Raw genomic sequence first — 21,627 nt, forward strand, 5'->3', positions numbered from 1 at the left:
ATGAATCTGACTTGGATGTCTGCCGGGTTCGGCACACTCGTCACCCTATCGTGGTTTTGTTTTTGGCAGTGGCGCACCCGCGCCTGGCAGGAATTTCGTCAGCGCGTTCTGCGCGACGCTCCAGTGAAATCAAGGCGCACAAGGGCACGTTCCTATAGGACGTTGCTCACGAGAGAGGCGGCAGCGCTCGGCACCCCCGATCAGGCCGTACTCTGGCAACGGGTGGTCATCCTCACCTCGGCCGTCGTCACTGCCGGCGCGCTTCTCTTGCGAGTGTGGGCCCTCTTGTTTCTCATCCCGGCCATATTTGCGACTCCACTACTCTACTCCCGGTTATCCGCTCGTGCCCATATTCGCAAATTGACGAAGCAAACGCGGGTCACGGAGATGCTGATCGCCTTTCTCATGCGGGCGGGAGCGACCCTGTCCGACACTTTCGCGACCTTGGCAGAGCGCCTCGACGCACCCATACGGGACAAGCTCCGTGAGGTGAATGCCCAGAAACGAGTGGCCACCTTGCCGGGCGCGCTCGAAGCGTTGGCCGATTCAACGGGTGTGTCGCAACTCCGTGAACTGTCCTCTTTGGTCTCGGAATCGGAACGAAACGGCACTCCGGTCGCCGACGCGCTCTTTCGCAGCATTCAACTCGATATGAAAATGCGGGACGCAATTGCTGCCGAACGCTACGGAAAGGTGCAACTCGAGGTCGCCATGTACGCCACCCTACTTATTGCGATGCCGGGCTTTGGATTTGCGATCTACGCCATGCTCACGTTTGCTCTGCACCTGTTTAGCGCATGGAGCCTTGGCTAATCGCTGGCACCCGCCTGGCACCCACGCGGTGTGTCTGTGAGCGATGCTTGGAGGGGAGGTGATTTGCGTGTGACAAACGTCCTGAGGCAGGTTTGGCGTTTTCTGCAGGTAGATGATGGAGGCATCATGGACGAATACGTGACCATGGTCGGGTTCTGGATCTTTTCAACGGTCGTGGTACTCGTTGCGGCAGGGCTCATTTGGGCAGCGCTGTCCGGGGACTTGCAAGCCATGGTCAAAGACTTAACCAACCTTTTTTGAATCATCGGGAGGCGAATTGTCGATGAACAAGTGGAAACGAGCGATAACGTGGATGATGGCCACAGACGCCAATACGGCGGAAGAGAATACGAACCGTGGTCTGTGGTGGCTGGTCGGCATCATTGCCGTGACGCTCATCGCGGGGATTGCCTATTTCATGATCGGGCACCTGTTGACACAGGCCCAAGGCGGGGTCACGACAGCCTCGACCAGCCTGTCCTCGCAAAGTGGCTTGACCCAACTGGCGCAACAAGCGGAGAGCGGAACACTCCAAGTGGGAACGTCTTCCGTGGGAAGCGGCGGTTACAAGGCACCTTAATGTAAAACAGTGATTTTGGGGGCAGGCGAAAATGGTCTGCCCCTCAGTTCTCTTCTTGGGGGTGAATCTCTTTGCCGAGCAACCTGATTACCACACTGTTTGCCATCTGCGTCAGTTTTGCTGTGGCCGTCATGGTGATGCTCGCGCCGCCTCTTGTCAGTACCAAGCTGAAAATGGACGCCATCGCACAAGACGTGGCCCGGGTGTACGCCATTACGGGAAGTATCAACGCGGTACAAAACGAAGTTAATGCAGACCTGGCTGCAGAACACGTCCCGACTTCGTGGAACGGGCAAACCCTCGTGTCAGTTTCCGTGACCCCAGACGGGAGTCAGCAAGTCGGGGTAGCGATCAATGCGACGCCGACGTCCTCAAACTCCGATGTGGTGATTCAATACAACGCCCCTGTCCCTTTTGATCGGGCACTCACTTTGTTCGGCGGGCCGGTGCTTCAGGCAACCATCCCCATGACCGCATCGGCATCCTTATGGAATGAAGTACAGTACACGGGGGTGGGATCCGGATGAAGGCTACGGGTCGAGTTTCGACATGGTTGTCGCGAGAAGACGCCTACACGTTCAGTCTCAATTTTGCGTTTCTAACCGTGACGGTGGGCATGATCCTGCTTCTCATCCTCGCTTGGATCGCGTCCGGCCTTGCAGCCGGGACGGAACTTCGCAGAGCCACGACCGCCGCTGCACTTGCTGCACAGGACAACGTGACGCAGTCTGTCACCGCCTCAGGAACGGGCTTTTTGACGTCCGCGGGATGGACATTCGATGGGTCCTATGCATCTGCGGCAGAGCAGACGTTTGCCATGGAAGTAGCGGATATGCACCTGAACAACGTGTTCGAGAACCTCAATTGCCAGACATCTGTGACAGGAAACCGCGTGACAGTGATCGGGACAGGATTGTTTCTGCCGGTTTTTCTAGAGGGCGCGGCGGAGCGCGTTCCGGGTCTACAGGCAGTCTCTGTACCCATGAGTGTCACGGTGCCAGTGGAATACAAGGTTGTGGGAGAGGGGGGATCTTGAGATGGAAAGGGAAACACGCATGCTACTTTGGGCACTGTTTGGCATTGGGGTTCTGACGGTCGCATTTCTTCCGGCGGCGTGGACAAGCCTCAATCACAATACGTCAACCGGGGTCAAATCAAATGCCAAGATGGCGCAGGTGCTATGGGGACAGTCGCCGTCCGTCACACCGTACGTTTCAGGATGGGCGAATGATACGAACGTCCCGATTATTCCTGGTGCAGTCGATCCGCATATCACGTCTTTGTCTTGGAAGACGTCAACGTGGGGTCCGCAGCTCGTCATCTCCGGGTATGGATTCGGCAACCCACCGGCGCCCGGGAACGCATCAACCACGATTGCGGATGCCATGCGCGGATGGGTCGCAGGCGACGCCAGTCAATACGGCGTACAGCCCATCGTCTCGCTCTGGCGCAATGACCGGATTGAGATCAGTGGGTTTGCCGGATATGGGCAGTCGGATGTGAGTCATTGGTCGGATGGAAACGGGAGCTGGGTATTTGCGTCAGGCGACGCGTTAACGATCCAGGTGACCAACCCACAAACCGGTGATACAGGAAACTATCAGGTCCTTTATCCACCGAGTGCTCCGTTGCCATCGTTGACGCTGAACCCGCTCTCGGACCTTGTCGCAGGTGCACAGACAACGATCACCGGACAAGTCACCTTTACCGGACAGCCGCTGGCCAATCAAGCGGTGAATGTCTCCGTGACCTCTGGTCAGCTCGGTGGCACAGCGTATACGGACAACCCGAACGAACATGTGGTGTACACAGACCCAACGGGGCATTTCTCCATTCCCTGTACGGCAAACACAAGTGGCATCGTGTCGGTTACCGTCATGGCAGATGGCGTAACTGAACACATGACGTTCACAGTGGAAAACCCGCACTTGGTACTCCAGGTGAACGTACCGACGCCAAACTTGAGTTTACCAAGTGGCGCGGTGAACCCATGGAATGGCGATGTGACAGACTTTCCGTTCTACGCCTTCTCCCAGCTTCCCATCAACATGAACTTCCCTTACCCGGCGCAAGCTGTGTCCGGTGGCACACACACGCTTTGGAACAAAGACTCGGCGATGAATTTTTGGGTGGGGCAAAACCCGGACTTTCCAAACGGCGTGCAGTTTGACCACACCACGGTCACCGTACCCACTTCGGAAACCGCCCAAATCAGCCTTCCGGACGCTGTATCTGACGGATGGGTGGATGATTTTGAAGTCATCTACGTGAACGGCAGACCTGTCGCGATGTCCAACGGGTCTTACGGGGCGAGCGCTTCCGAGTTTGCAGGGGTTCCAATGTTTTCAAGTAACACCGAACAGATCCCGGTTCAACTGAAACCTGGGCAAAACGACGTCGTGATCGAAGGCCTGAACACGGATGGATTTGCTGGGGCTGGCTTGCAACCCGCGTTTATGGACCTGAAGATGACAGATCCGAGTGGGAAGGTCCTTGCGTCTACAGCGGATCCGTCAGCGTGGCAGAGTACAGGGTATATAGAGTCCACTCCCTCATCGTGGAACACGGCTGCAACGGAATACATCCTACAAGAGGGAACTGCAGAACCCGTTTATGAGCAACAGACGAGTGCAGCACTTGTCGGTCAGCATTATCCGGTACAGGGTCGGCTCACCTCGAACGGACAGCCGGTGGCGGATCAAACGGTGAGGCTTACGGTAACGGGAGGTACGATACAGCCTACGGTGGTCCAAACCGACGCGTCGGGGAACTTTACCGCAACCTTTACAGCACCGGGTACTCCCGGTATCTACAAGATCACCGCAACGGGAGCAGGGTCATCCACGACGACGACCGTACCTGTCGTAAGCAACCAATTGGTGAGCGGTCCCATCATGAACGGCATGCCCTCACAGTGGAGTGGGGATTGGGCTTCGCATATGTATCTCACCTCTCTTCCGCAAAACGCGCAGATTCTGGCCAGTAATGGTTCACAGCCAACGGCAGCCTATTTCCGGTATGGAGACGGACAGGTACTGGTCGACACGCAGACGGTCGAGTTTTATTACGGCACGGATAGTTGGGCAACAACAGAGTGGAACAACATGATCCACGATTTTCTCGAACCTGCCAAAAAGCCGATCTTACTACTCTACGACGGCGTAAATTGGGGCAGCAACGCACAGGCGGTGAACGCCATCAAACAGGCGGTGCCAAGTGCGGCGGTGAGTACCCTTTCCACACCGAATATCCCGGATATGAACCAGTATGGAACGATTGTGGTGGATGCGGTGCAGGCAGGTTGGTTTGAGCAGAACCTCGAACAGGTCATGCCGCAGATCGATACCTGGATTCAGAACGGTGGGACGCTCATCTTTGACTCGACAGAACAGCAGAACATTCAGTGGAGTGCAGGGCCAGACGGAATATCTAATGTTTGGGATCTCTCACCGGTGAATGACCTCGTGGGCAATCTGCAGTAGACGCAACATTGACGCGCCGCAGCGATGAACACCGTCGAATCGATACGTCTTAGCGGCACCACAAGGGAGGTGGGAGCTTGGTCTCGAAGATTGTTTTGCAGGCACTGTTCGGTAGTTCGACGATGATAGAGAATCCATGGACACTTCACGCTCAGGTGATTTGGCTGACGCTGCTTGTCTTCACGGTTCTCGCTGCATGGTTTGACATAAGAGAACGCCGCATCCCCAACACGTGGAATCTCGCGGGTTTGGTGGTTTTGCTAGGATTACAAGTTTGGTTTTGGGCATACATCAGTGCATTTGTTGCCGTGTTTCTCACGGGACTCGTGATGCTCTTGCCCACAGTCTATCAGGCATGGGGACAGGGCGACTGGAAAATGGCAATGGTCTATGGGGCAGCACTGGGCGTGCTGCCCACGCTTGTGATTTGGTGGCTGGCCATGCTGGTGGCCAAGGTCTACAGCACCATCATAAAGAAGATCGGGGTTCGGCGGCTACAAATGGATGCCAAAGCGGGCCTGCCCGTGGCTGTCTTCGTTCTGATGGCGTCGATTCTCTTCTTTGCTGCCTTGTCTCTCATATAAAGGAACAATGCGGCCTATCGTTGATTGCGTCTCTGAAGGAGGCTTCTTCTCGATTGTCTGATGCGTCAAGCCGCTATCTAGCCCTCCGCGCACAGGAGGGTTTTTTGCCCTACACCATCCGGGCTTACCAGGTTCAACACAATCTATTGATTCGAGACATCGGCGATGTCGAAGATGGACCTCATCACATTAGAACGTCTACGGGGACATGAACAGGAGCACATGCATATGAAGCCAAGCAGTCTCCGGCATAAGGTACGGGCCATTAAGATCCTATTCAAGTGACCGTTAGAAGAGGATCTCCTTGTGCGCGATCCAACGGTGAAGCTGAAGGAATCAAAGCTTGGCAAGCATGTACCAAAGGCGCTCATGATGGATGAACTTGAACTGCTGCGGGATTCCTGCACCAGTATCTTGAAGCAGGCGCTGATGGAGTTTTTCTTTACCATAGGATGTCGGGTGGGGAAGGTCCAAAAGCTGAATCGCAGTGCCATCGACGGGCAGCGCGGCTGTGTGAACGTCATCGGGAAGGGCAACAAGGAGCGGGAGGTGTACTTTGGCTCAAAGGCCCACATATGGCTACAGAGGTATCTCAATTTTCGAGGCGATATGGATGCGGCCCTGTTTGTCACCGAACGTTACTCGGTTTGGCAGCCTTTCGCATTTGTCATAGATAATGTCTGAAGGGTTCCTTCATAATGATGGGGCCGCGATCTAATTCTTCTGTATTCATATAACTTACTTTTCGTACCTCCTTCTTGACACTACATATTTAAATATTAAAATATTAAAATATGTAACAGAGGAGTGATATTCAGTGAAACCATCGCAAGAAGAGCAGACCGGTCTCGGAACCTGGTTGGTGCTGGGTATACCGGCTTTTCTATTGATTGCATGTTGTGCCCTGCCGGTGCTCTTGATTGGAATCGGTCTAACCGCGACGGGAGCATTTTTGATCGGCATGAAAGATTGGATTATCGGGATTATCATCGTTGCAGCAGGGGTATTTTTACTCGTACGAACCAATCTTCGAAAAAAGAGCGACTCTGAGAAGTCTTGCTGTATGACTTCGACACTAGATCGGAAAGGGTGACCCTCTTGCAACTTTTTCTTTCAGGGGATGAGAATCTTCAAACAGAACTTTACGCGAAGTTCTTTCATGGATTATCCAATGCAATTCGGTATAAGATCACGGAAATTCTCTTGGATGGAGAACGTAGTGTTGGAGAATTGGTTGAACTACTGGGGATTTCTCAAGGACAAGTTTCAAACCATTTAGCCTGTCTAAAGTGGTGCGGGTATGTTTCCTCTCGGCAGGACGGCAAGCATGTCATCTATCGAGTTTCGGACGAACGGGTAAGAACCTTGATGGAATTAGCAAAATCTATTGTAGCTGATAATGCAGAGCGAATCCGCAGTTGTACACGGATGTAAGGAGTGATTCGTTTGAGTAAGTTTCGTTTAGGGCTTCTGGCCACTGCTCTGGTTGCACTTTTGTCCGGGTGTGGTGCTCCCTCTCCACAGTCGCCCCAACCTAAAGCAACTACCCCTATTTCTACAGGTACATCTTCCAGTCATTTGAACTTGATGACGATTACAGGAAAGCCGATTGCGATTAACCCCAATCAGAAGACGCTTCTGTATTTTATGGCGCTTGGCTGTTCGTCTTGTGTCACAGGGGAGATGAAGCTCGTCAAAAACCTACCACACATTCATGCCAACGTTATCTCTGTGGATGTGCAGCCTCAAGATACTCCGTCGGAATTAGAAGGATTTATGAAACAGACCGGCGCAACTTGGCCACATGTGATCGACAAAAATCAGTCACTGATTCAAAAATACCAGATATCCTACTTGGATACGGTAGTGATTCTCTTTCACAACAAGGTAATTTATAAAGGAATCGCCCCCTCCGCACAAACGATTGAGACGGAGCTATCCTCATGAGCGGCCTTCCTTTAGTGTTGACAGCGGGAGTGCTTGCGGCATTTAATCCATGTGGAGTTGCGATGCTCCCTTCGTATGTAGTGTATCTGCTCGGAGGAGAGAAACGACGTTCCGTGGATGGTCTATGGGCCGGACTACTCATGACCTTAGGATTCCTAATGATTTTCACCGTTGCTGGTCTTGTTTCCATGGTGTTCGCGAATGTTCTTGGACAGGCCATTGCTTGGATTGCCTTTTTTGTCGGGATCTTTTTTACGGTGGTAGGCATTTTAATGATGTTCGGGAAGAACCTCCTCGCATTTCATCTCGGAGGCAACCGGCAGCTACGTAAGGGATCAAAGGTCTCCTTTGTGCTGTATGGCATCCTCTTCGCACTTGGTTCCTTAGGATGTGCTTTACCTCTATTTGCGATATTGGTGCTCTCGTCTTTCCATGCGGGTGGATTTGGGAAAGGTATGTGGGATTTTATCCTTTACGCCCTGGGTATGGGAATCGTCGTGACGGCGATTTCGATTGGTGCGACCCTATCCCAGCAAGTGGTGATGAAATGGGTGCGCTCCGGAGCACGGTGGATGGGACGACTCAGTGGTCTCATTACGTTGGCTACTGGGATTTACTTGATTGCGTATTGGTTTCCGTTTTTATCAAACTAAGGGGGGTTCATCTTGACACACTATCGTATGAAGATCGAAGGCATGACGTGTACGAGTTGTGAACGCCATGTAGAGAATGAGTTGAAATCGGTGGGTGCCCGCGATGTGAGCGCAGATTTTCGGAAAAATCAAGCGGTGCTTGAAGCACCCGATGCTCTTCAGCTGGATGTTTTGTTTCAGGGGGTTCGGGACGCAGGATATCGCCCCGTGGGCATTGAAATTCTCTCTGAAGAGAATTCCTCGGAGTTATACGCCACTCCTACGGATGAATCCGTCGATTACGATCTGGTCGTTCTAGGTTCCGGAAGTGCCGCCTTCTCAGCTGCCATCCAGGCCGTTTCATATGGAGCTAAAGTGGCCATGGTGGAACGAGGCACGATTGGCGGTACGTGCGTGAATATCGGCTGCGTACCATCGAAAGCCCTGCTCAGAGCCGGAGAGATTTATCACCTGACGAAAGAGAACCCGTTTCCAGGTCTGCAGACATCGGTCGGTTCGGTGGATTTATCGGGACTTGTTACGCAGAAAAACCGGCTAGTGGCCAAGTTGCGGCAACAGAAATACGTTGATTTGATTGAGGAATATGGTTTTGAACTGATTTCCGGCGAAGCCAGGTTCATTGACGAGAAAACAGTAGAAGTCGGAAGTCGTAGAATTACGGCTAGGAACTTCCTCATTGCAACCGGAGCCTCACCTGCCATCCCGGATATTCCAGGATTACGTGACGTGGATTATCTCACGAGTACTATGGCGCTTGAGCTTTCAAAGCTACCCAAACGCCTCGCAGTCATTGGTTCTGGCTATATTGCCATGGAATTGGGGCAATTCTTTCACAATCTCGGGGCCGAAGTCACCTTGATGCAGCGAAGTGCTCGGCTGCTCAAGAACTCGGATCCAGAGATTTCGGAGGCGGTGACACAGGCGCTGACGGAACAAGGGATTCAACTGGTTACAGGAGCAATGTTCCACAAAATCGAACAAGACAGTAGTAGTACGAAACGAGTCTATGTGACAATCGATGGAGAGGAACAGGTGTTCCTGGCCGAAGAACTACTCATTGCCACTGGACGTCAGCCGAACACAAGCTCACTTCATCTCGAAACGGCCAACGTAAAACTTGGAGCACATGGGGAGGTACTCGTTGACGAATATCTTCGAACTTCCAATCCAAGGATATATGCGGCGGGCGATGTGACGATGGGGCCGCAGTTTGTTTATGTCGCGGCGCATGAAGGATGGGTCGTTGCAGAGAATGCGGTGGGCGGTGCCAACCAGAAACGTGACTTAAGTGTTGTACCCGGCGTTACCTTTACCAACCCATCCATTGCAACGGTCGGTCTGACGGAAGAACAGGCCAAGGCACAAGGATACGACGTGATTTCTTCCGTACTGCCTCTGGATGTCGTTCCACGCGCCCTTGTGAACCGAGAGACAACCGGTGTGTTCAAACTGGTTGCAGATGCAAAGACCCGCAAAATTCTTGGCGCACATCTTGTGGCGGAAAATGCGGGTGACGTGATTTATGCAGCCGTACTCGCCATCAAATTCGATCTAACCATTGAAGACCTCCGTGGGACCTTGGCCCCTTACCTCACCATGGCGGAAGGTCTCAAATTGACTGCCTTGACGTTCGATAAGGATGTATTCAAGTTTTCATGCTGCGCAGGTTGAGACCGGACAGATGAATAAGGAGAATGTTCAACGATCATTTCGGAGTATCACGGGGGTGGGGTGGCCGGAACTTGATGAGGCTATCCCGATATTTCCATGTCGTTCTTCTGGGAACTGAAAAAAGGTAAGCATTATGGCGTTTCGTGATCCGTGATGTTCCAAATTGAGGGTATTACGTACAAATGAAGGTGAAACGACGACCGATGATATCCTGGTTGGGACAACAGAGACTGTCATTGGAGGATGGGCCATCTAATCTTTGTTCCAGCGGACCACCATAAATCCAGATCCAGGTTCCTGTTGAGTTGGATTACGTTGTTTTTCCAAGGCCCATGCAGAACTTTCATCTTTGAACTCGTCGGGAGACACGTACAGCCCGAATTGGACCTCGTATGGAGGATTCGGTCCAATCTGTTTGATGTCATCATAAGAAAAGAATCTTGCGCTATGATAAACGCTGGTTGGGGCTTCCTGACCCCGTTTCGAATATTTCACGGCCCATGGACCGAGCTTTGCAATCAGTCCCACCACAAGTCGACCTCCGGGTTTTAGAACTCGTATTCCTTCTTTCAAAACGGCTGTGGGGTCTTGGACAAACTCCAGCGTCACATTGCAAATGGCGAAATCAAACTGTCCAGAGGGAAAGGGCAGATGCGATAAATCGGCCCGGATGAACTTGACTCGGTCGGATGCTTTACGACGCGCTACTGCGAGCATCTTTTCGGAGAGGTCAACTCCAGTGACAGACAAACCTTGTTCCTGTAACCAGACGGAGTAGGCCCCCGTTCCGCAGCCAAGGTCCACTGCGATTTCCCCTGAACGAGGTTGCGCCACTTTGCCTAGAATATCGTGTTCCACCATATCGATGAAATGACCCAATGGGGTCCTACAAAAATCATCGTACGTTTCCGCCTTCGCGTCAAACAAAGCCATATTGATTTCCCCTCGCAATGAAAAGTTATTCTATAAGTTCATTATAGGCTTCCATTGTGTGTTTTCATCTTGACAAATTTCCAACGCTGAAGCAAAGTATAAACATCTGACAATCAACATATCCGCATTTATGGATTTATAAATTTAAAGCTCGTGGAAAGGGGAATGCTTATGGGACCAACCATTCAAACGCGTTTGCGTAACGTGATCGACTTGGATCTCGTGTTTAAAGCTCTCGCAGATCCATTGAGACGCTCTTTGTTGGAAACGTTAAGTCAGAAGCAATATTTTTGCACGCTCGACGGAGAAGCGGTAGATGGAATCTGTGTTCAAGACCTGACGTCCATTTTAGACGTACCGCAATCCACCATTTCAAGACACCTAGCTTTGCTGCGTCAAGCCGGATTGGTCGGCCACCAGCAACGCGGGCCGTGGCATTACTACTTTTGTAATCCGGACGCACTTCAAGCGGTCAATAGCTGGATTGACTCACTTCAAAGCACGGTGGCCGAAAAAACATGTTAAGAACAATTTCTGCGGATGAATTAAAGAGTATGCATGAAAAGGATGCCGATCTGGAGTTGTTAGACCTGCGTCCTGTGTCCGAATTCATGCAAGGCTCCATTGAGGGGGCGCTAGATTTACCCCAAGATGAACCTGACTTCTTGACCAATCTCAAAAAAATATGGCCTAATCCGGGACCCGTGGTCCTGATTCCCGCAACCCATGACGTTCCGGGAGCTATTCTTTCCGCCATCGGTGCAATAGGTGGGAATGTGATGGGAACCGTACAGATCCACGAATGGGTGGCAAAGAACTATCCGGTGACGAAGATCACCCCGATCAGTCTCAATGAGGCTTTGCAGGACAATGACGAATTCAGATTGGTGGATGTCCGAACTCCAGAAGAATGGCAAAAGCGCCATATCCCGGGTTCCGTGAATCTATCCCTATCAGAGATGGGGATGGCTCCCCCTATTCTGGATCCGAATCGAGAGAACGTGGTTTTTTGTGCCGGAGTATACCGGGGTCTCGCTGGTACCGCAAAGTTCGCATCCATGGGGTTTCCGTGAGATACCTTGCTGCGGGAGTGAGCGCTTGGTACGAGCAGGTGTCACAAATTGAAATTCAGAGCCATGACGTGGACGAAAGGGGGATATAGGTGTTGGCCTTGATTTAGCTTCCATGGGTACCCTTGTTGCGGTGTATCCTGGTAGATAGGTTTGCAACTAGTTACCGGTCCCTTAAAAGGTCGTTTCCACAATTGGATTTGAACGCCGCTTTAATCTGGCCGTGCAACCCAGATCAAAAGAAGAATTCGTCCGATTCATGCTCGAAGACTTACCGAGCAAACCGATGAACTTCGATTTGATCCGAGCCTACAACCTCGGAACCATACATGAAAAACCTGCGGTTGAATGAAGAGATACATGGTTTGGGGAACAGCTCTCGTTCCCCACCGCACTTTTTGAGGAAGGTGGAGCAGCATGAAGGAAAGACAGCTGGTCCTGGGTCTTAGGCCCAATTTGGGTCAATTTATTCTGTTAGCTATAAACAATGCGTTTGTCGGAACGATGGTGGGGCTGGAAAGAACGGTACTCCCCATGTTGGGAAAACAAACCTTTCATCTTGCTTCGCTATCGCTGTTACTCTCTTTTATCGTTTCGTTTGGTGTGGTCAAAGGTACTTTGAACCTCGTGGCTGGAAAATTGGCCGATCATTGGGGGAGGAAACCAGTTTTACTCCTGGGTTGGGTGTTAGGCGTTCCCGTTCCACTTCTGGTCATCTACGCGCCGAATTGGGCTTGGATTGTGGTCGCGAATGTTCTACTCGGGGCCAATCAGGGGTTTGCTTGGTCGATGACCGTCAGTAGTAAAGTGGATCTCGTGGGGCCTCAAAAACGCGGGTTAGCTCTTGGAATCAACGAGTTTTCCGGCTACATTGGGGTCGCCCTGACGAGTGTCTTCACGGGCTACCTGGCAAGTCGGTTTGGACCTCGCCCGGTTCCGTTTTGGTTCGGAGAAGCGGTGGCCATTGTCGGACTGTTCATGGCGTGGTTCATGATTCGAGAGACCCTTCCGTATGCGAAACTGGAAGCCTCGTTATCCAAGCCCTCAAGTCAGAACTCATTGCTTGAGGAGAAGTTGACCCTAAGACAAGTCTTTGCCAAAGTGAGCTTTCACGATCGAACGTTGTTGAGTTGCAGCCAAGCGGGGCTGATTAACAAGTTGAGTGATACGGCGGTATGGGGACTAGTTCCGATTCTGATGGCCGAAGAACATTTCTCCATCGCGACCATCGGATTCGTTGGGAGTATCTACGCCACCTCGTGGGGAGTGTTGCAGCTGGTGTCAGGTGCGTGGAGCGACCGAGTGGGTCGAAAGTTACCGATTGCCCTCGGTCAATGGATAAATGGCTTAGGCGTCGCGCTTATCTTGTTCTCTCATTCTCTTTGGTTGTGGATCCTGTCTGCGTTTCTCATGGGGATGGGAACGGCGTTCATTTATCCAGTTCTCCTATCCGCTGTAGGGGATGCTGCTCATCCTGGGTGGAGAAGTTCTGCCCTTGGCGTGTATCGGATGTGGAGAGACGGCGGATACGCCATTGGGGGCATTCTGCTCGGGTTTGGGGCCGATTTTTTCGGACTACGTCAGGTTTTTGGCGTCTTGGCCATGCTCGTGATGTTATCAGGACTCCTCGTAACCTTTTTGATGCGGGAAACGTTGCGTCGAGCTTGAGTGATTTTTTACTCACGCTGATCTACTCAAGCCTAGGATGAGATGCACAAAAAATGTTCGAAAAATGGTTTGTCGATTGGAGAACGTTCAGACATAGGACGTTACATCGCCTCATTGACCGCCGTCATTAATGTCTGTTCGACTTCCTCCGCCACGGCTTTCAGGGACGGATCCTGAATGACTTCCATCAGCATCGAGGGTCTGGGGAAGCCCATCCTAACGGTTCCGTCTTCCTCATAAACGACGATTTTGCAAGGTAAGAAAGTACCCCACCGATGAATTTTGTCCAAGAACCTCCTTGGCTTTGGATGGATTGCAGACTCCAAGAACCCGGTAGGGTTGTGAAAAATCCACGCCCTTACTTTGTAAAGTTGAAGGAATATCCAAGTCCCACAGAATTCCAAGTTATGGGTTTTTAAACTCTTGGATAGAGATTCGATGGCCTCGTCGAGGGTCTTTTTCGTTTCTACCGTGTAATGAAACACTGTCCACACTCCCCTTTGTATAAATGACGTCTCCATGAATGCTCGTCACAAATGACTTGCAAAATAGGGAGAATTAGTCATAGTATTCAATCGAGCGTTGGTTTATCAGGTTGGAAAGGTATGACTCGTCGCATTAAGCGTAAAATTCTTCGTCCTGCAGATAAGCTCTTTCTGTCTTGTGCTGTGTTTGCAGGAGTGGTATGTATCGCCGAAGTCCCACTTGGAATTTGGGCACTTGTCCATTCCGTAAGAATCCCCCTTTGGGAACACGCGATTCAAATTGAAGTTTGGGCTTTTAGCGATGTCTTTGTGATTGGAGCCGTTTTTGGTTGGGGGAAGCGTTCTTTGAAGAGGATTCTATCCCTTCAACGATTTTCAAAAAGAGAACCATCCATGAAAATACCATGGTTCATGTTAAGCTTTTGGTTCGTCTTGCAACTTGCCGTAGGTCTTGGGTTGATTCCTTGACGGTCCTGTCCAGCGCGCCTCGTGTATCTAAAGTACAGGTGGGTGTGGGGACAGGAGGGGCCCGTCAAGGAAACATGTTATTTAGCGTTGGAAGGTGAATGGCATTCCCCAAGCATTGGAAAACAGGAGATCCTCCAGATTTTGACGTCGACCCCAGCCGACGCTTTCCAAAACGGGTTTATCTTGAAATGCAGCGGTGTACCCCATGGAAATGAGTGCAACAGGGTCAATGTGGGCGGGGATGCCAAGAAGCTGACGAACATTTTCTTTTTTATAAAAGGAAACCCATCCGACTCCCAATCCTTCGGCACGAGCGGCTAACCAGAGATTTTCAATCGCACAAACCACAGAATAAACATCCGTTTCGGGAATCGTATTGCGACCTAAAACATGAGTTTCATCGCGGGTCGGATCATTCGTCACGCATAGCGTAATCGGGGCTTCCAAGATCCCTTGAACTTTGAGTTTGGGATAGAGTTCAGCGCGATGTCCCTCAAAATAGGTTCCCGCGATTTGGACCTCTTTCGCAACCATGTCGTGCAGTTGTTGTTTGATGGAATCCGACTGTACAAGGATAAAGTTCCAAGGTTGCATAAACCCAACGGAAGGGGCATGGTGTGCGGCATCCAGGATTCTGCGCAGTTTTTCCTCCTCGATGGGATGTTTTAAAAAGGAACGGATGTCCCTGCGTTCATAGATGGCCTTATAGACCCCTTCCTTATGGAACGATTGAAATTCGTGACGTTTTGGCACGGGAGGTACGGACGAGATCGACTGAAGTTCGGCAGAGGCCCCCTGAACACTTCCATCGAGCGCCCCCGAAATCTGTGCGCTTTCAAACGTGGACATTTCTTTTGGAATCAAAGTGGCCGCACGAAGAATGGGTAACGCCAAAGCCGCGCCACTCCCTTCACCGAGTCGCAAATGGAGACGAAGGAGGGGGCGAATTCCGAGTAAACGATTGACGATCTTGTGACCGGGTTCTACGGATTCATGTGAACCGATTAAATACTGCGCAGAGAGAGGTGCCAGTTTGGTGGCAATCAGCGCAGCCACGGCGGTGATAAATCCATCTACGAGGACAGGCACACGTGAAGCTGCCGCCTCCAAAACAATCCCAGTCAAACCCGCGATCTCGAATCCGCCAACTTTTGATAGTACATCGATGGGGTCGAAGGCATTCGGTTGATTGACGGCAATGGCTTTTTTTATGATAGAAATTTTGCGTTCCCGAATGTTGTCACTGATCCCAGTCCCGACTCCAACCACATCTTCGACGGGAATTTGTCCGAGTACAGCTAAAATGGCGCTGCTGGCTGTGGTATTTCCGATTCCCATTTCTCCTAAGGCCAACAATTTGGCTCCCTGGGTAACCGCATCGTGGGCAATTTCGATTCCAGTTTCGATGGCGCGAATCGCTTCATCGTAAGACATGGCCGGTCCATTTGTCATGTTGCTCGTTCCCATCAGTATCTTGCGGGAAATCAGCCCGGGGATCGACAAGTCTGCGTTAATACCCATGTCGATCACTTGAACTCGGGCTAGAGAGGCCCGAGAGAGAACATTGATGGCTGCACCTTGGGATAGGAAGTTTTGTACCATCTGTTGAGTCACGTCCGCAGGAAAGGCAGAAACCCCCTCAGCAGTTACCCCATGGTCTGCGGCCAGCAGGAGAACCACTGCCGGATCGATGGTGGGTTCCGTCGAGCCGGTCATGCCTGCAAGTTGCACCGCGAGGTCCTCGACATCCCCTAAACTGCCAAGGGGTTTGGTCAACGAGTTGAGTTTTCTTTCCATTTGCCGTTGTGCGGACCGGTTGGCCTCTGAAATACGATGGATGACGCTCGATAATAACATAAAGCTTCCTCCTTTTGTGGGATACCCGCCCACGGAAACACCCCCAACTCAAATGAGTTGAGGGTTAGCCATTCCTCAAGTTTGTGTATGAAACTCTTCAGGCAGGTCTCCTGGCTCCGATTCCTCGCGTACTACAGCCTTCCCAGTTTCCCAGTGGCTTTGTAGCTGCTCCTCGATTACAGTGGCGGGTACCGCGTTCTTTTTGGATTGAACTTCCCTATTCTCCCAAACGGGCACCTGAAGAGATGATAGATTGATAGCAGTGAATATAGCATAAGTTTTGGCTGTTGTCACGGGGGCCAGCGGTTGGACGCCAAATGTCCATAGGTTGAGCGTCACCATCTTTGAAGCTTGGTATAGCCGTTTCTGTGGCTATTCGCGGAGTCAGGGAAACTACCATCACAGACGGGAGGAACGGAAAAATTCTTGAAAAATGTAGAATAATGTAGCATTATGTAGGCAAGGAGATTTTGAAAATCGAGTAGAGCAAAGTGTCTCAGGGCAAACCAGTGGAAACACTGGGACGCAAAGCTACGGGTCTAAGGGTACGGAAGTACCTAGGATCGCCGGGTTGCCACAAGAGATGTTGGTATAACGAGGGCGGCCCGATAAATCAAAGGGCCGCCTTTGTGCTATTTTGGGGAGAAAGGGAGAGAAACAATGAGGCAGGCAAAGACAAATTATACAAAAATGGAAAAAATCACCTCTGGGGGTATTATTACCCTAATTACCCAATAATTACCAATTTACTACAAACTTTCGCAGATAGGCTGGAACGACTGGATGTCGTGTATCAACCCATTGTCAATCATACGGAAAACTCCATTTTTGCCTTCGAAGCCTTGAGTCGCCCTCAGCACCAAGGAAGATTGGTTCCCCCCGACCTTTGGTTTCGTACGGCCTATGAAAGCAACCTATCCGCTCAAGCCGATCTACTCGTTCTATTTTCTAGTACAAAACACTTCCGACGGACTCTACAAGGTGCGACGAGTCCTGCCGCACTCTTTGTCAATGTGATGCCGAGTAGTGTTGTGGAGAAGTCATTTCGAGAAGGAATTGAGTTGCTATTTGAGGCAGGGCATTGTCGGCCTCAAGAACTCGTTTTAGAACTCATAGAATACATTTCATAGATCCGTCCTCGATCGCGAAAATCCTCGAACCCCTGCGCGGGCTGGGTGTCCGTATTGCCTTGGACGATGTGGGTGTCGGGAGCACAAATCTTCTGGCGCTCGTAGAACTGGAGCCTGATTTTATCAAGGTCGATCGCTCCTTGATACAGGGGATTTCCACCTCTGGCGCTAAGCAACGACTATTAAAGCATTTAACGCAATTTATGCAATCTGAGAATGCAGTGATCGCGGAGGGCGTGGAATATCGTGAGGATCTATTAGCGATTCGTGAATCTGGTGTCAGTTTGAGTCAAGGGTACTATTGGGCTCCTCCCGTAACGATGGATAACGACATGTTACTGACAGCAGAGATTGAGACAAAGAGAGAAGCGCTCATCAAGCTGGTGGATAAAAAAGACGGCGTCTTGACGGACGACGACGTGGTGACGAAGAGTCAAGAACTCGATCTCTTAATCACACAACACTGTCGCTTACAACAACGATGGTAACGCTTGTATGGTGCTATTCCGGTCTGTAGTTGACATGGCGGAAAGGAGGAGCATTTCACATGCAAGTGTTCAATATCATCAAACAGTGGCTCTTCAAGTCTCGAGTGTCGGTGTCGCGAAAACCAGAAACACAACCGGAGTTACCGATGGACTCTGATAGAGAGGTGCAGCCTGTCAAACATGGAACCGTGTCGGTCCTGGACAATCAGATCTCGATCACGGATCCGGACGATGAGGGGGCCTTTGCTACCATGACGATCCCAAAAGATGGGCGGTTGGTCGTCGTTGTGGATGGGCAGCCCACTGTTGGGCGGGTGATTGTTCACGGGGAGCAGGACATCCAACTTGCTCTTAGCCACATTCCGCCCTCCCAAAAGTTTTTATCGAGGGTATCCAAGAATGCTATGGAGGTCATCGGGCGAGTCGAGGTCACACTGGGCGAGGAGTATCGTTTAAAGGACCTGCATCGCGTCCGCCATGCTGTGTTTGAACTTGAAATGAATCCGGTATATCCCGCACCTCTTGAAATCGATGAAATCACGACACAACTGACGTCCGCCGGTTACCAGGGGGCCCTTGATATCAAGGAACTGAAACAACTGTGTCATGCGGGTCAGACGAGTGAGGCCATTGTCTTGCGAGGCGTCCCCATGATTCCGGGTAAGCCAGCACGCTACAGGCCGGTCACGCTCCCAAAGGTGTATGACCCGATTCACCGCCGCATGAGGATAACGACCATTTCCATGGGGACGACGGTGGCCGTACTCGAACCGGAAATACCGGGTATTCCAGGAAGAGACGTCCTCGGTGAAGAAATTCCTTGTCCCAAACATCGGTCTTTGCCCACACTGGGTCCAGGGGTGGTGGAAGTCAACGGGAGGATTGTTGCCATCCGCAACGGGCGATTTCTTTATACGAGGAGTCGGATAGATGTCGTCCCAGAACTTGTTATTTCTCATGACTTATCGAGTAAGGACGGAAAAATCGAATTTGATGGGAATGTCGTCGTCTTGGGTTCGGTCTTGGACGGGAGTTTCATTCAAGCCACGGGAAGTGTAGAGGTTCACGGTGGGGTCCTTCGCTCGACTGTCATGGGGGAACGTGGTGTATTCGTTGCCGATGCCATCGTCGGTTCCCAGGTGGTTGCAGGTCAATCGAAGTTTCTTTACATGAAGCTCTACTCCGACATGAAACAATGTGCGGACGAATTTGGTCATTTCCGTTTGGAATACAGAGAATTGATTGAACATGCCAAAAAGCAGTTAAACAATGATGAGCGTCTACCGTTACTCGCGGATGTACTCTTGGTCCATCGGCATCCCAAACTTGAGCGTATACTTGTACATTTCTCGGAAGATACGAATCAACTACAAGAACTTGATGACCGATATCGACAGATTGTGCTTGAACTGCGCTCGAAGTGGAGTGGGATTGGACGAACGAATGTTTCTGAAATGAGTAGAGAGTTATCTGAAAGTCGAGCACGAAAAATCGGCTCCTCCACAGGATGAAGCCGACTTTGAGATAACTCTATTGGACGGAACTGCGGTCACTGGTCGCTATGGGGAAATAAAAAAGCCCATGGTTTTAAAATAGAGCAATGTTTTTACCATCATGCGGGCTATTCTTGGAAAGTCGAGGAAAAATGTATGCTTGGTATAGCACAATGGATACAATTCCCCCCTCCCCAATGAAGAGGCAGTAGGCAGACATTATGCAGTTGTCCGGCGAAGCTCTTGTGAGATGACCTATACCACAACAGGGGCAAAGAGTGAAGTCTCGCCCAGTTAACTTCTCGAAGAGTTCCACGGTAGATAACTTGGCTGTGAACTTCTCCCTCATGGTCGTCTTTGTGAGCTTTTTACACAATGCCAACTTAACTGACTTGTTTCTGGGACTGAGCAATCCATAGTGCCGAATCCTCATAAATCCTGTGGGGAGAACATGCACCAGAAAGCGACGAATAAATTCATCCGTCTTTAGGCTCATCAGCTTCTGCCGGTTATGGTCTTTGTAATCCCGCCACTTAAACGTCACCATCCCATTGTGCACGCGAACAATACGGTTGTTTGAAATGGCGACACGGTGGGTATATCGGCCTAGATATTCCACTACATGTCCAGGGTCTTTGAAGGGCGGTTTGCAGTAGACCACCCATTCTTTTTGGTACAAAGAAGATATCCACTGCTGGAACTGATTCTGGTCGTGCAAATGCACTATGGAACCGTAAAATTCAAGCTTCGCCTGCTTCAAGTAGTTAAGAAATTTTCCTCTGAACTTTCGGGATAGAACCTTCACTGGAATGAAAAACTTTTTTCTTGAGTTTACCCACTTACCACAGGAGTTAAGTCCACCACCAGGAACAATACAGTGTAGATGGGGATGATGCATCAGGTTTTGTCCCCAAGTGTGAAGAACCGCCGTGAGTCCGATTTGTCCACCCAGGTATTTCGGGTCACTTGCGAGTTCGGACAGAGTTTCTGCGGCAGCCTTAAATAAGATGCTATAGACCACCTTGGGGTTTTGGTAGGCGACCGGGTTTAGTAGGTCCGGCAACGTAAAGACCACATGAAAATAACCGACATTCAGCAAATCGGCCTTTCTGGCCTCAATCCACCGTTCTTTCGTGAGCGTTTGGCACTTTGGACAATGACGATTACGACAGGAATTGTAGGAAACCCGTATAAAGCCGCACTCGTCGCATTCATCTACATGCCCACCTAGTACAGCCGTTCTGCAGCTTTGAATGGCTTGAACGACTTTTCGTTTCTCCAGGGAAAGGCCATGGGCAAGTTGATAGGGCCCACCATACTGCAGAAAAATATCCTGTAGTTCAGGCATGTAAAGGAGTCTCCTGACGAAGGTTTGCGGGGAAGGTATCAAGTGGACTTCTGACACCTGCCGTAACGTTCGCCAGATGCAGGTAGACTGTCGTGGACTTAATGCTGGCGTGGCCCAGCAAGTCCTTAATCTGCAGCAGCGAGGCTCCGTCCTCCAACAAGTGCGTTGCAAATGAATGTCGAAGTGTGTGGATGGACACGTTCTTGGTGATGTGGGCTCTCTTCACAGCTTCATTAAAAGCATAAGCGATACCAGTGGGCGTTATATGGCGTACATTGTATGTGCCCAGAAATAGCCAGCCCTCGGGATGCCGCGGACGGTACGCCTTCCAGTACTCGCGTAATACGCTCAGGCAACCCTCCGAGAGTAAAGTGTAGCGGTCTTTGCCACCTTTTCCGTTTCGCACGAACACACGCATGTTTTTCGAGTCGATATGCTGAATTTTAAGCGCTGCAGCTTCGCTGACCCGCAGCCCCGAACTATATACTGTCATCAGCATGGCTTTATGCTTGATGTTTTCGCAGCTTTGCAGAATGGAAGAGACTTCTTCTTTGGTTAACACTTCAGGTAGGGCCTTACGTTCCTTCTGACGTGGAATCTGCAGGTAATTCAACGCACGATTCAAAGTGACGGCAAATAGGAAACGGATAGAAGCGCCATAGATGTTTACAGTTTTGGCTGACAGGTTTTTCTCGCGGATCAAATGTGTCAGGAATCTGCGGATATCTTCTGTATCGAGGTCGTCTACGGGGCGGTGGCAATAATCTAGAAAGATCCGTGCGTGTGAGACATAGACTTCCAAGGTCTTGGGTGACAGCCCCCTAAGCTGAATATCCTCTTCCATCCGTCGCAGCACTTGTTCATTGTCACTCATGTGGCACTCTCCTCAAGATTCATTTGCGGTGACTACGGACACCGCATAGCGCGAATGTTAAGGGAATCCCAGCATTATGAGAA

At 50.8% G+C, this 21,627-nt stretch carries 24 protein-coding genes, 1 pseudogene and 2 riboswitches; of the genes and pseudogenes, 20 read left to right on the top strand and 5 right to left on the bottom strand.

All coding sequences use genetic code 11. From position 1 onward, the window contains the following. From JC200_RS19650 to merA, 13 genes are all read left to right on the top strand, one after another. Window positions 1–813, top strand: a complete 813-nt coding sequence (locus tag JC200_RS19650; RefSeq protein ID WP_274433397.1) for a type II secretion system F family protein — start codon at window positions 1–3, stop codon at window positions 811–813. Between the two features lie 69 nt (window positions 814–882). After that, window positions 883–1,074, top strand: coding sequence for a hypothetical protein (locus JC200_RS19655; RefSeq protein ID WP_274433398.1), 192 nt, complete (start codon window positions 883–885; stop codon window positions 1,072–1,074). Between the two features lie 22 nt (window positions 1,075–1,096). Continuing rightward, window positions 1,097–1,393: a hypothetical protein gene (locus JC200_RS19660; RefSeq protein WP_274433399.1), complete on the top strand. Its 297-nt coding sequence runs from the start codon at window positions 1,097–1,099 to the stop codon at window positions 1,391–1,393. 71 nt (window positions 1,394–1,464) lie between these two features. Further along, window positions 1,465–1,920: a hypothetical protein gene (locus tag JC200_RS19665; protein ID WP_274433401.1), complete on the top strand. Its 456-nt coding sequence runs from the start codon at window positions 1,465–1,467 to the stop codon at window positions 1,918–1,920. Next, window positions 1,917–2,429 (top strand): hypothetical protein, encoded by a 513-nt coding sequence (locus JC200_RS19670; RefSeq protein ID WP_274433402.1) that lies wholly within the window; start codon window positions 1,917–1,919, stop codon window positions 2,427–2,429. Before JC200_RS19665 ends, JC200_RS19670 begins: the two co-directional genes overlap by 4 nt. 1 nt (window position 2,430) lies before the next feature. Then, the gene (locus JC200_RS19675) at window positions 2,431–4,875 is read left to right on the top strand and encodes a hypothetical protein (RefSeq protein ID WP_274433403.1); all 2,445 of its coding nucleotides are present in this window, start codon (window positions 2,431–2,433) and stop codon (window positions 4,873–4,875) included. A gap of 77 nt (window positions 4,876–4,952) precedes the next feature. Then, window positions 4,953–5,459 carry a prepilin peptidase gene (locus JC200_RS19680; RefSeq protein ID WP_274433404.1) on the top strand — a complete coding sequence of 169 codons (507 nt, stop codon included), beginning with the start codon at window positions 4,953–4,955 and terminating at the stop codon, window positions 5,457–5,459. Window positions 5,460–5,765: 306 nt separating this feature from the next. Continuing rightward, window positions 5,766–6,143 carry a tyrosine-type recombinase/integrase gene (locus JC200_RS19685; RefSeq protein ID WP_274433405.1) on the top strand — a complete coding sequence of 126 codons (378 nt, stop codon included), beginning with the start codon at window positions 5,766–5,768 and terminating at the stop codon, window positions 6,141–6,143. Between the two features lie 133 nt (window positions 6,144–6,276). After that, a complete protein-coding gene (locus tag JC200_RS19690; RefSeq protein WP_274433406.1) occupies window positions 6,277–6,552 on the top strand; it encodes a hypothetical protein in 276 nt (91 codons plus the stop codon). Between the two features lie 5 nt (window positions 6,553–6,557). Further along, window positions 6,558–6,893 carry an ArsR/SmtB family transcription factor gene (locus JC200_RS19695; RefSeq protein WP_443111839.1) on the top strand — a complete coding sequence of 112 codons (336 nt, stop codon included), beginning with the start codon at window positions 6,558–6,560 and terminating at the stop codon, window positions 6,891–6,893. Window positions 6,894–6,905: 12 nt separating this feature from the next. Then, on the top strand, window positions 6,906–7,406 hold the full coding sequence (locus tag JC200_RS19700; protein WP_274433408.1) for a thioredoxin domain-containing protein: 501 nt from the start codon (window positions 6,906–6,908) through the stop codon (window positions 7,404–7,406). Next, a complete protein-coding gene (locus JC200_RS19705) occupies window positions 7,403–8,059 on the top strand; it encodes a cytochrome c biogenesis CcdA family protein (protein WP_274433409.1) in 657 nt (218 codons plus the stop codon). The genes JC200_RS19700 and JC200_RS19705 overlap by 4 nt, the downstream gene beginning before the upstream one ends. Window positions 8,060–8,086: 27 nt before the next feature. Continuing rightward, entirely contained in the window at window positions 8,087–9,730 is a 1,644-nt protein-coding gene (gene merA, locus JC200_RS19710; RefSeq protein WP_274436601.1) for a mercury(II) reductase, read from the top strand. 252 nt (window positions 9,731–9,982) lie between these two features. Here merA and JC200_RS19715 read toward each other — a convergent pair whose 3' ends face one another. Continuing rightward, entirely contained in the window at window positions 9,983–10,663 is a 681-nt protein-coding gene (locus tag JC200_RS19715; RefSeq protein ID WP_274433410.1) for a class I SAM-dependent methyltransferase, read from the bottom strand. A gap of 171 nt (window positions 10,664–10,834) precedes the next feature. Here JC200_RS19715 and JC200_RS19720 point away from each other — a divergent pair, with 171 nt between their 5' ends. The 3 genes from JC200_RS19720 (at window position 10,835) to JC200_RS19730 (ending at window position 13,401) form a co-directional block, all read left to right on the top strand. Beyond that, a complete protein-coding gene (locus JC200_RS19720) occupies window positions 10,835–11,188 on the top strand; it encodes an ArsR/SmtB family transcription factor (protein ID WP_274433411.1) in 354 nt (117 codons plus the stop codon). Continuing rightward, window positions 11,182–11,736, top strand: coding sequence for a rhodanese-like domain-containing protein (locus JC200_RS19725; RefSeq protein ID WP_274433412.1), 555 nt, complete (start codon window positions 11,182–11,184; stop codon window positions 11,734–11,736). The genes JC200_RS19720 and JC200_RS19725 overlap by 7 nt, the downstream gene beginning before the upstream one ends. A 414-nt stretch (window positions 11,737–12,150) precedes the next feature. After that, window positions 12,151–13,401, top strand: coding sequence for an MFS transporter (locus JC200_RS19730; RefSeq protein ID WP_274433413.1), 1,251 nt, complete (start codon window positions 12,151–12,153; stop codon window positions 13,399–13,401). Window positions 13,402–13,502: 101 nt separating this feature from the next. Here JC200_RS19730 and JC200_RS24525 read toward each other — a convergent pair whose 3' ends face one another. Continuing rightward, entirely contained in the window at window positions 13,503–13,886 is a 384-nt protein-coding gene (locus JC200_RS24525) for a DUF302 domain-containing protein (RefSeq protein WP_443111840.1), read from the bottom strand. Window positions 13,887–14,006: 120 nt separating this feature from the next. On the opposite strand from JC200_RS24525, the gene JC200_RS19745 reads away from it, so the two are divergent. After that, complete coding sequence (locus tag JC200_RS19745) at window positions 14,007–14,354, top strand: hypothetical protein (protein WP_274433415.1); 348 nt, start codon at window positions 14,007–14,009, stop codon at window positions 14,352–14,354. An 81-nt stretch (window positions 14,355–14,435) separates the two neighbouring features. Here the strand turns inward: JC200_RS19745 and cobT are convergent, their stop codons facing one another. Beyond that, window positions 14,436–16,211: a nicotinate-nucleotide--dimethylbenzimidazole phosphoribosyltransferase gene (gene cobT / locus JC200_RS19750; RefSeq protein WP_274433416.1), complete on the bottom strand. Its 1,776-nt coding sequence runs from the start codon at window positions 16,209–16,211 to the stop codon at window positions 14,436–14,438. A gap of 83 nt (window positions 16,212–16,294) precedes the next feature. Beyond that, window positions 16,295–16,467, bottom strand: a riboswitch (cobalamin riboswitch). 234 nt (window positions 16,468–16,701) lie between these two features. Continuing rightward, window positions 16,702–16,790, top strand: a riboswitch (cyclic di-GMP riboswitch). A gap of 209 nt (window positions 16,791–16,999) precedes the next feature. Here cobT and JC200_RS24530 point away from each other — a divergent pair. The 3 genes from JC200_RS24530 to JC200_RS19760 all read left to right on the top strand — a co-directional run bounded on the left by JC200_RS24530 (window position 17,000) and on the right by JC200_RS19760 (window position 19,340). Next, a complete protein-coding gene (locus JC200_RS24530) occupies window positions 17,000–17,341 on the top strand; it encodes an EAL domain-containing protein (protein ID WP_443111925.1) in 342 nt (113 codons plus the stop codon). 68 nt (window positions 17,342–17,409) lie between these two features. Continuing rightward, window positions 17,410–17,829, top strand: a complete 420-nt coding sequence (locus JC200_RS19755) for an EAL domain-containing protein (protein ID WP_274436603.1) — start codon at window positions 17,410–17,412, stop codon at window positions 17,827–17,829. 59 nt (window positions 17,830–17,888) lie between these two features. Then, window positions 17,889–19,340: a flagellar assembly protein A gene (locus JC200_RS19760; protein WP_274433417.1), complete on the top strand. Its 1,452-nt coding sequence runs from the start codon at window positions 17,889–17,891 to the stop codon at window positions 19,338–19,340. A gap of 214 nt (window positions 19,341–19,554) precedes the next feature. On the opposite strand, the pseudogene JC200_RS19765 reads toward JC200_RS19760, so the two are convergent. After that, window positions 19,555–20,670 (bottom strand): annotated as a pseudogene (locus JC200_RS19765) (IS91 family transposase); the annotation flags it as partial. Further along, window positions 20,663–21,544: a tyrosine-type recombinase/integrase gene (locus JC200_RS19770; RefSeq protein WP_274433419.1), complete on the bottom strand. Its 882-nt coding sequence runs from the start codon at window positions 21,542–21,544 to the stop codon at window positions 20,663–20,665. The pseudogene JC200_RS19765 and the gene JC200_RS19770, both read right to left, overlap by 8 nt. Between the last annotated feature and the right edge of the window lie 83 nt (window positions 21,545–21,627).

The organism is Alicyclobacillus sp. ALC3 (genome assembly GCF_028751195.1).
GTDB lineage: Bacteria > Bacillota > Bacilli > Alicyclobacillales > Alicyclobacillaceae > Alicyclobacillus_L.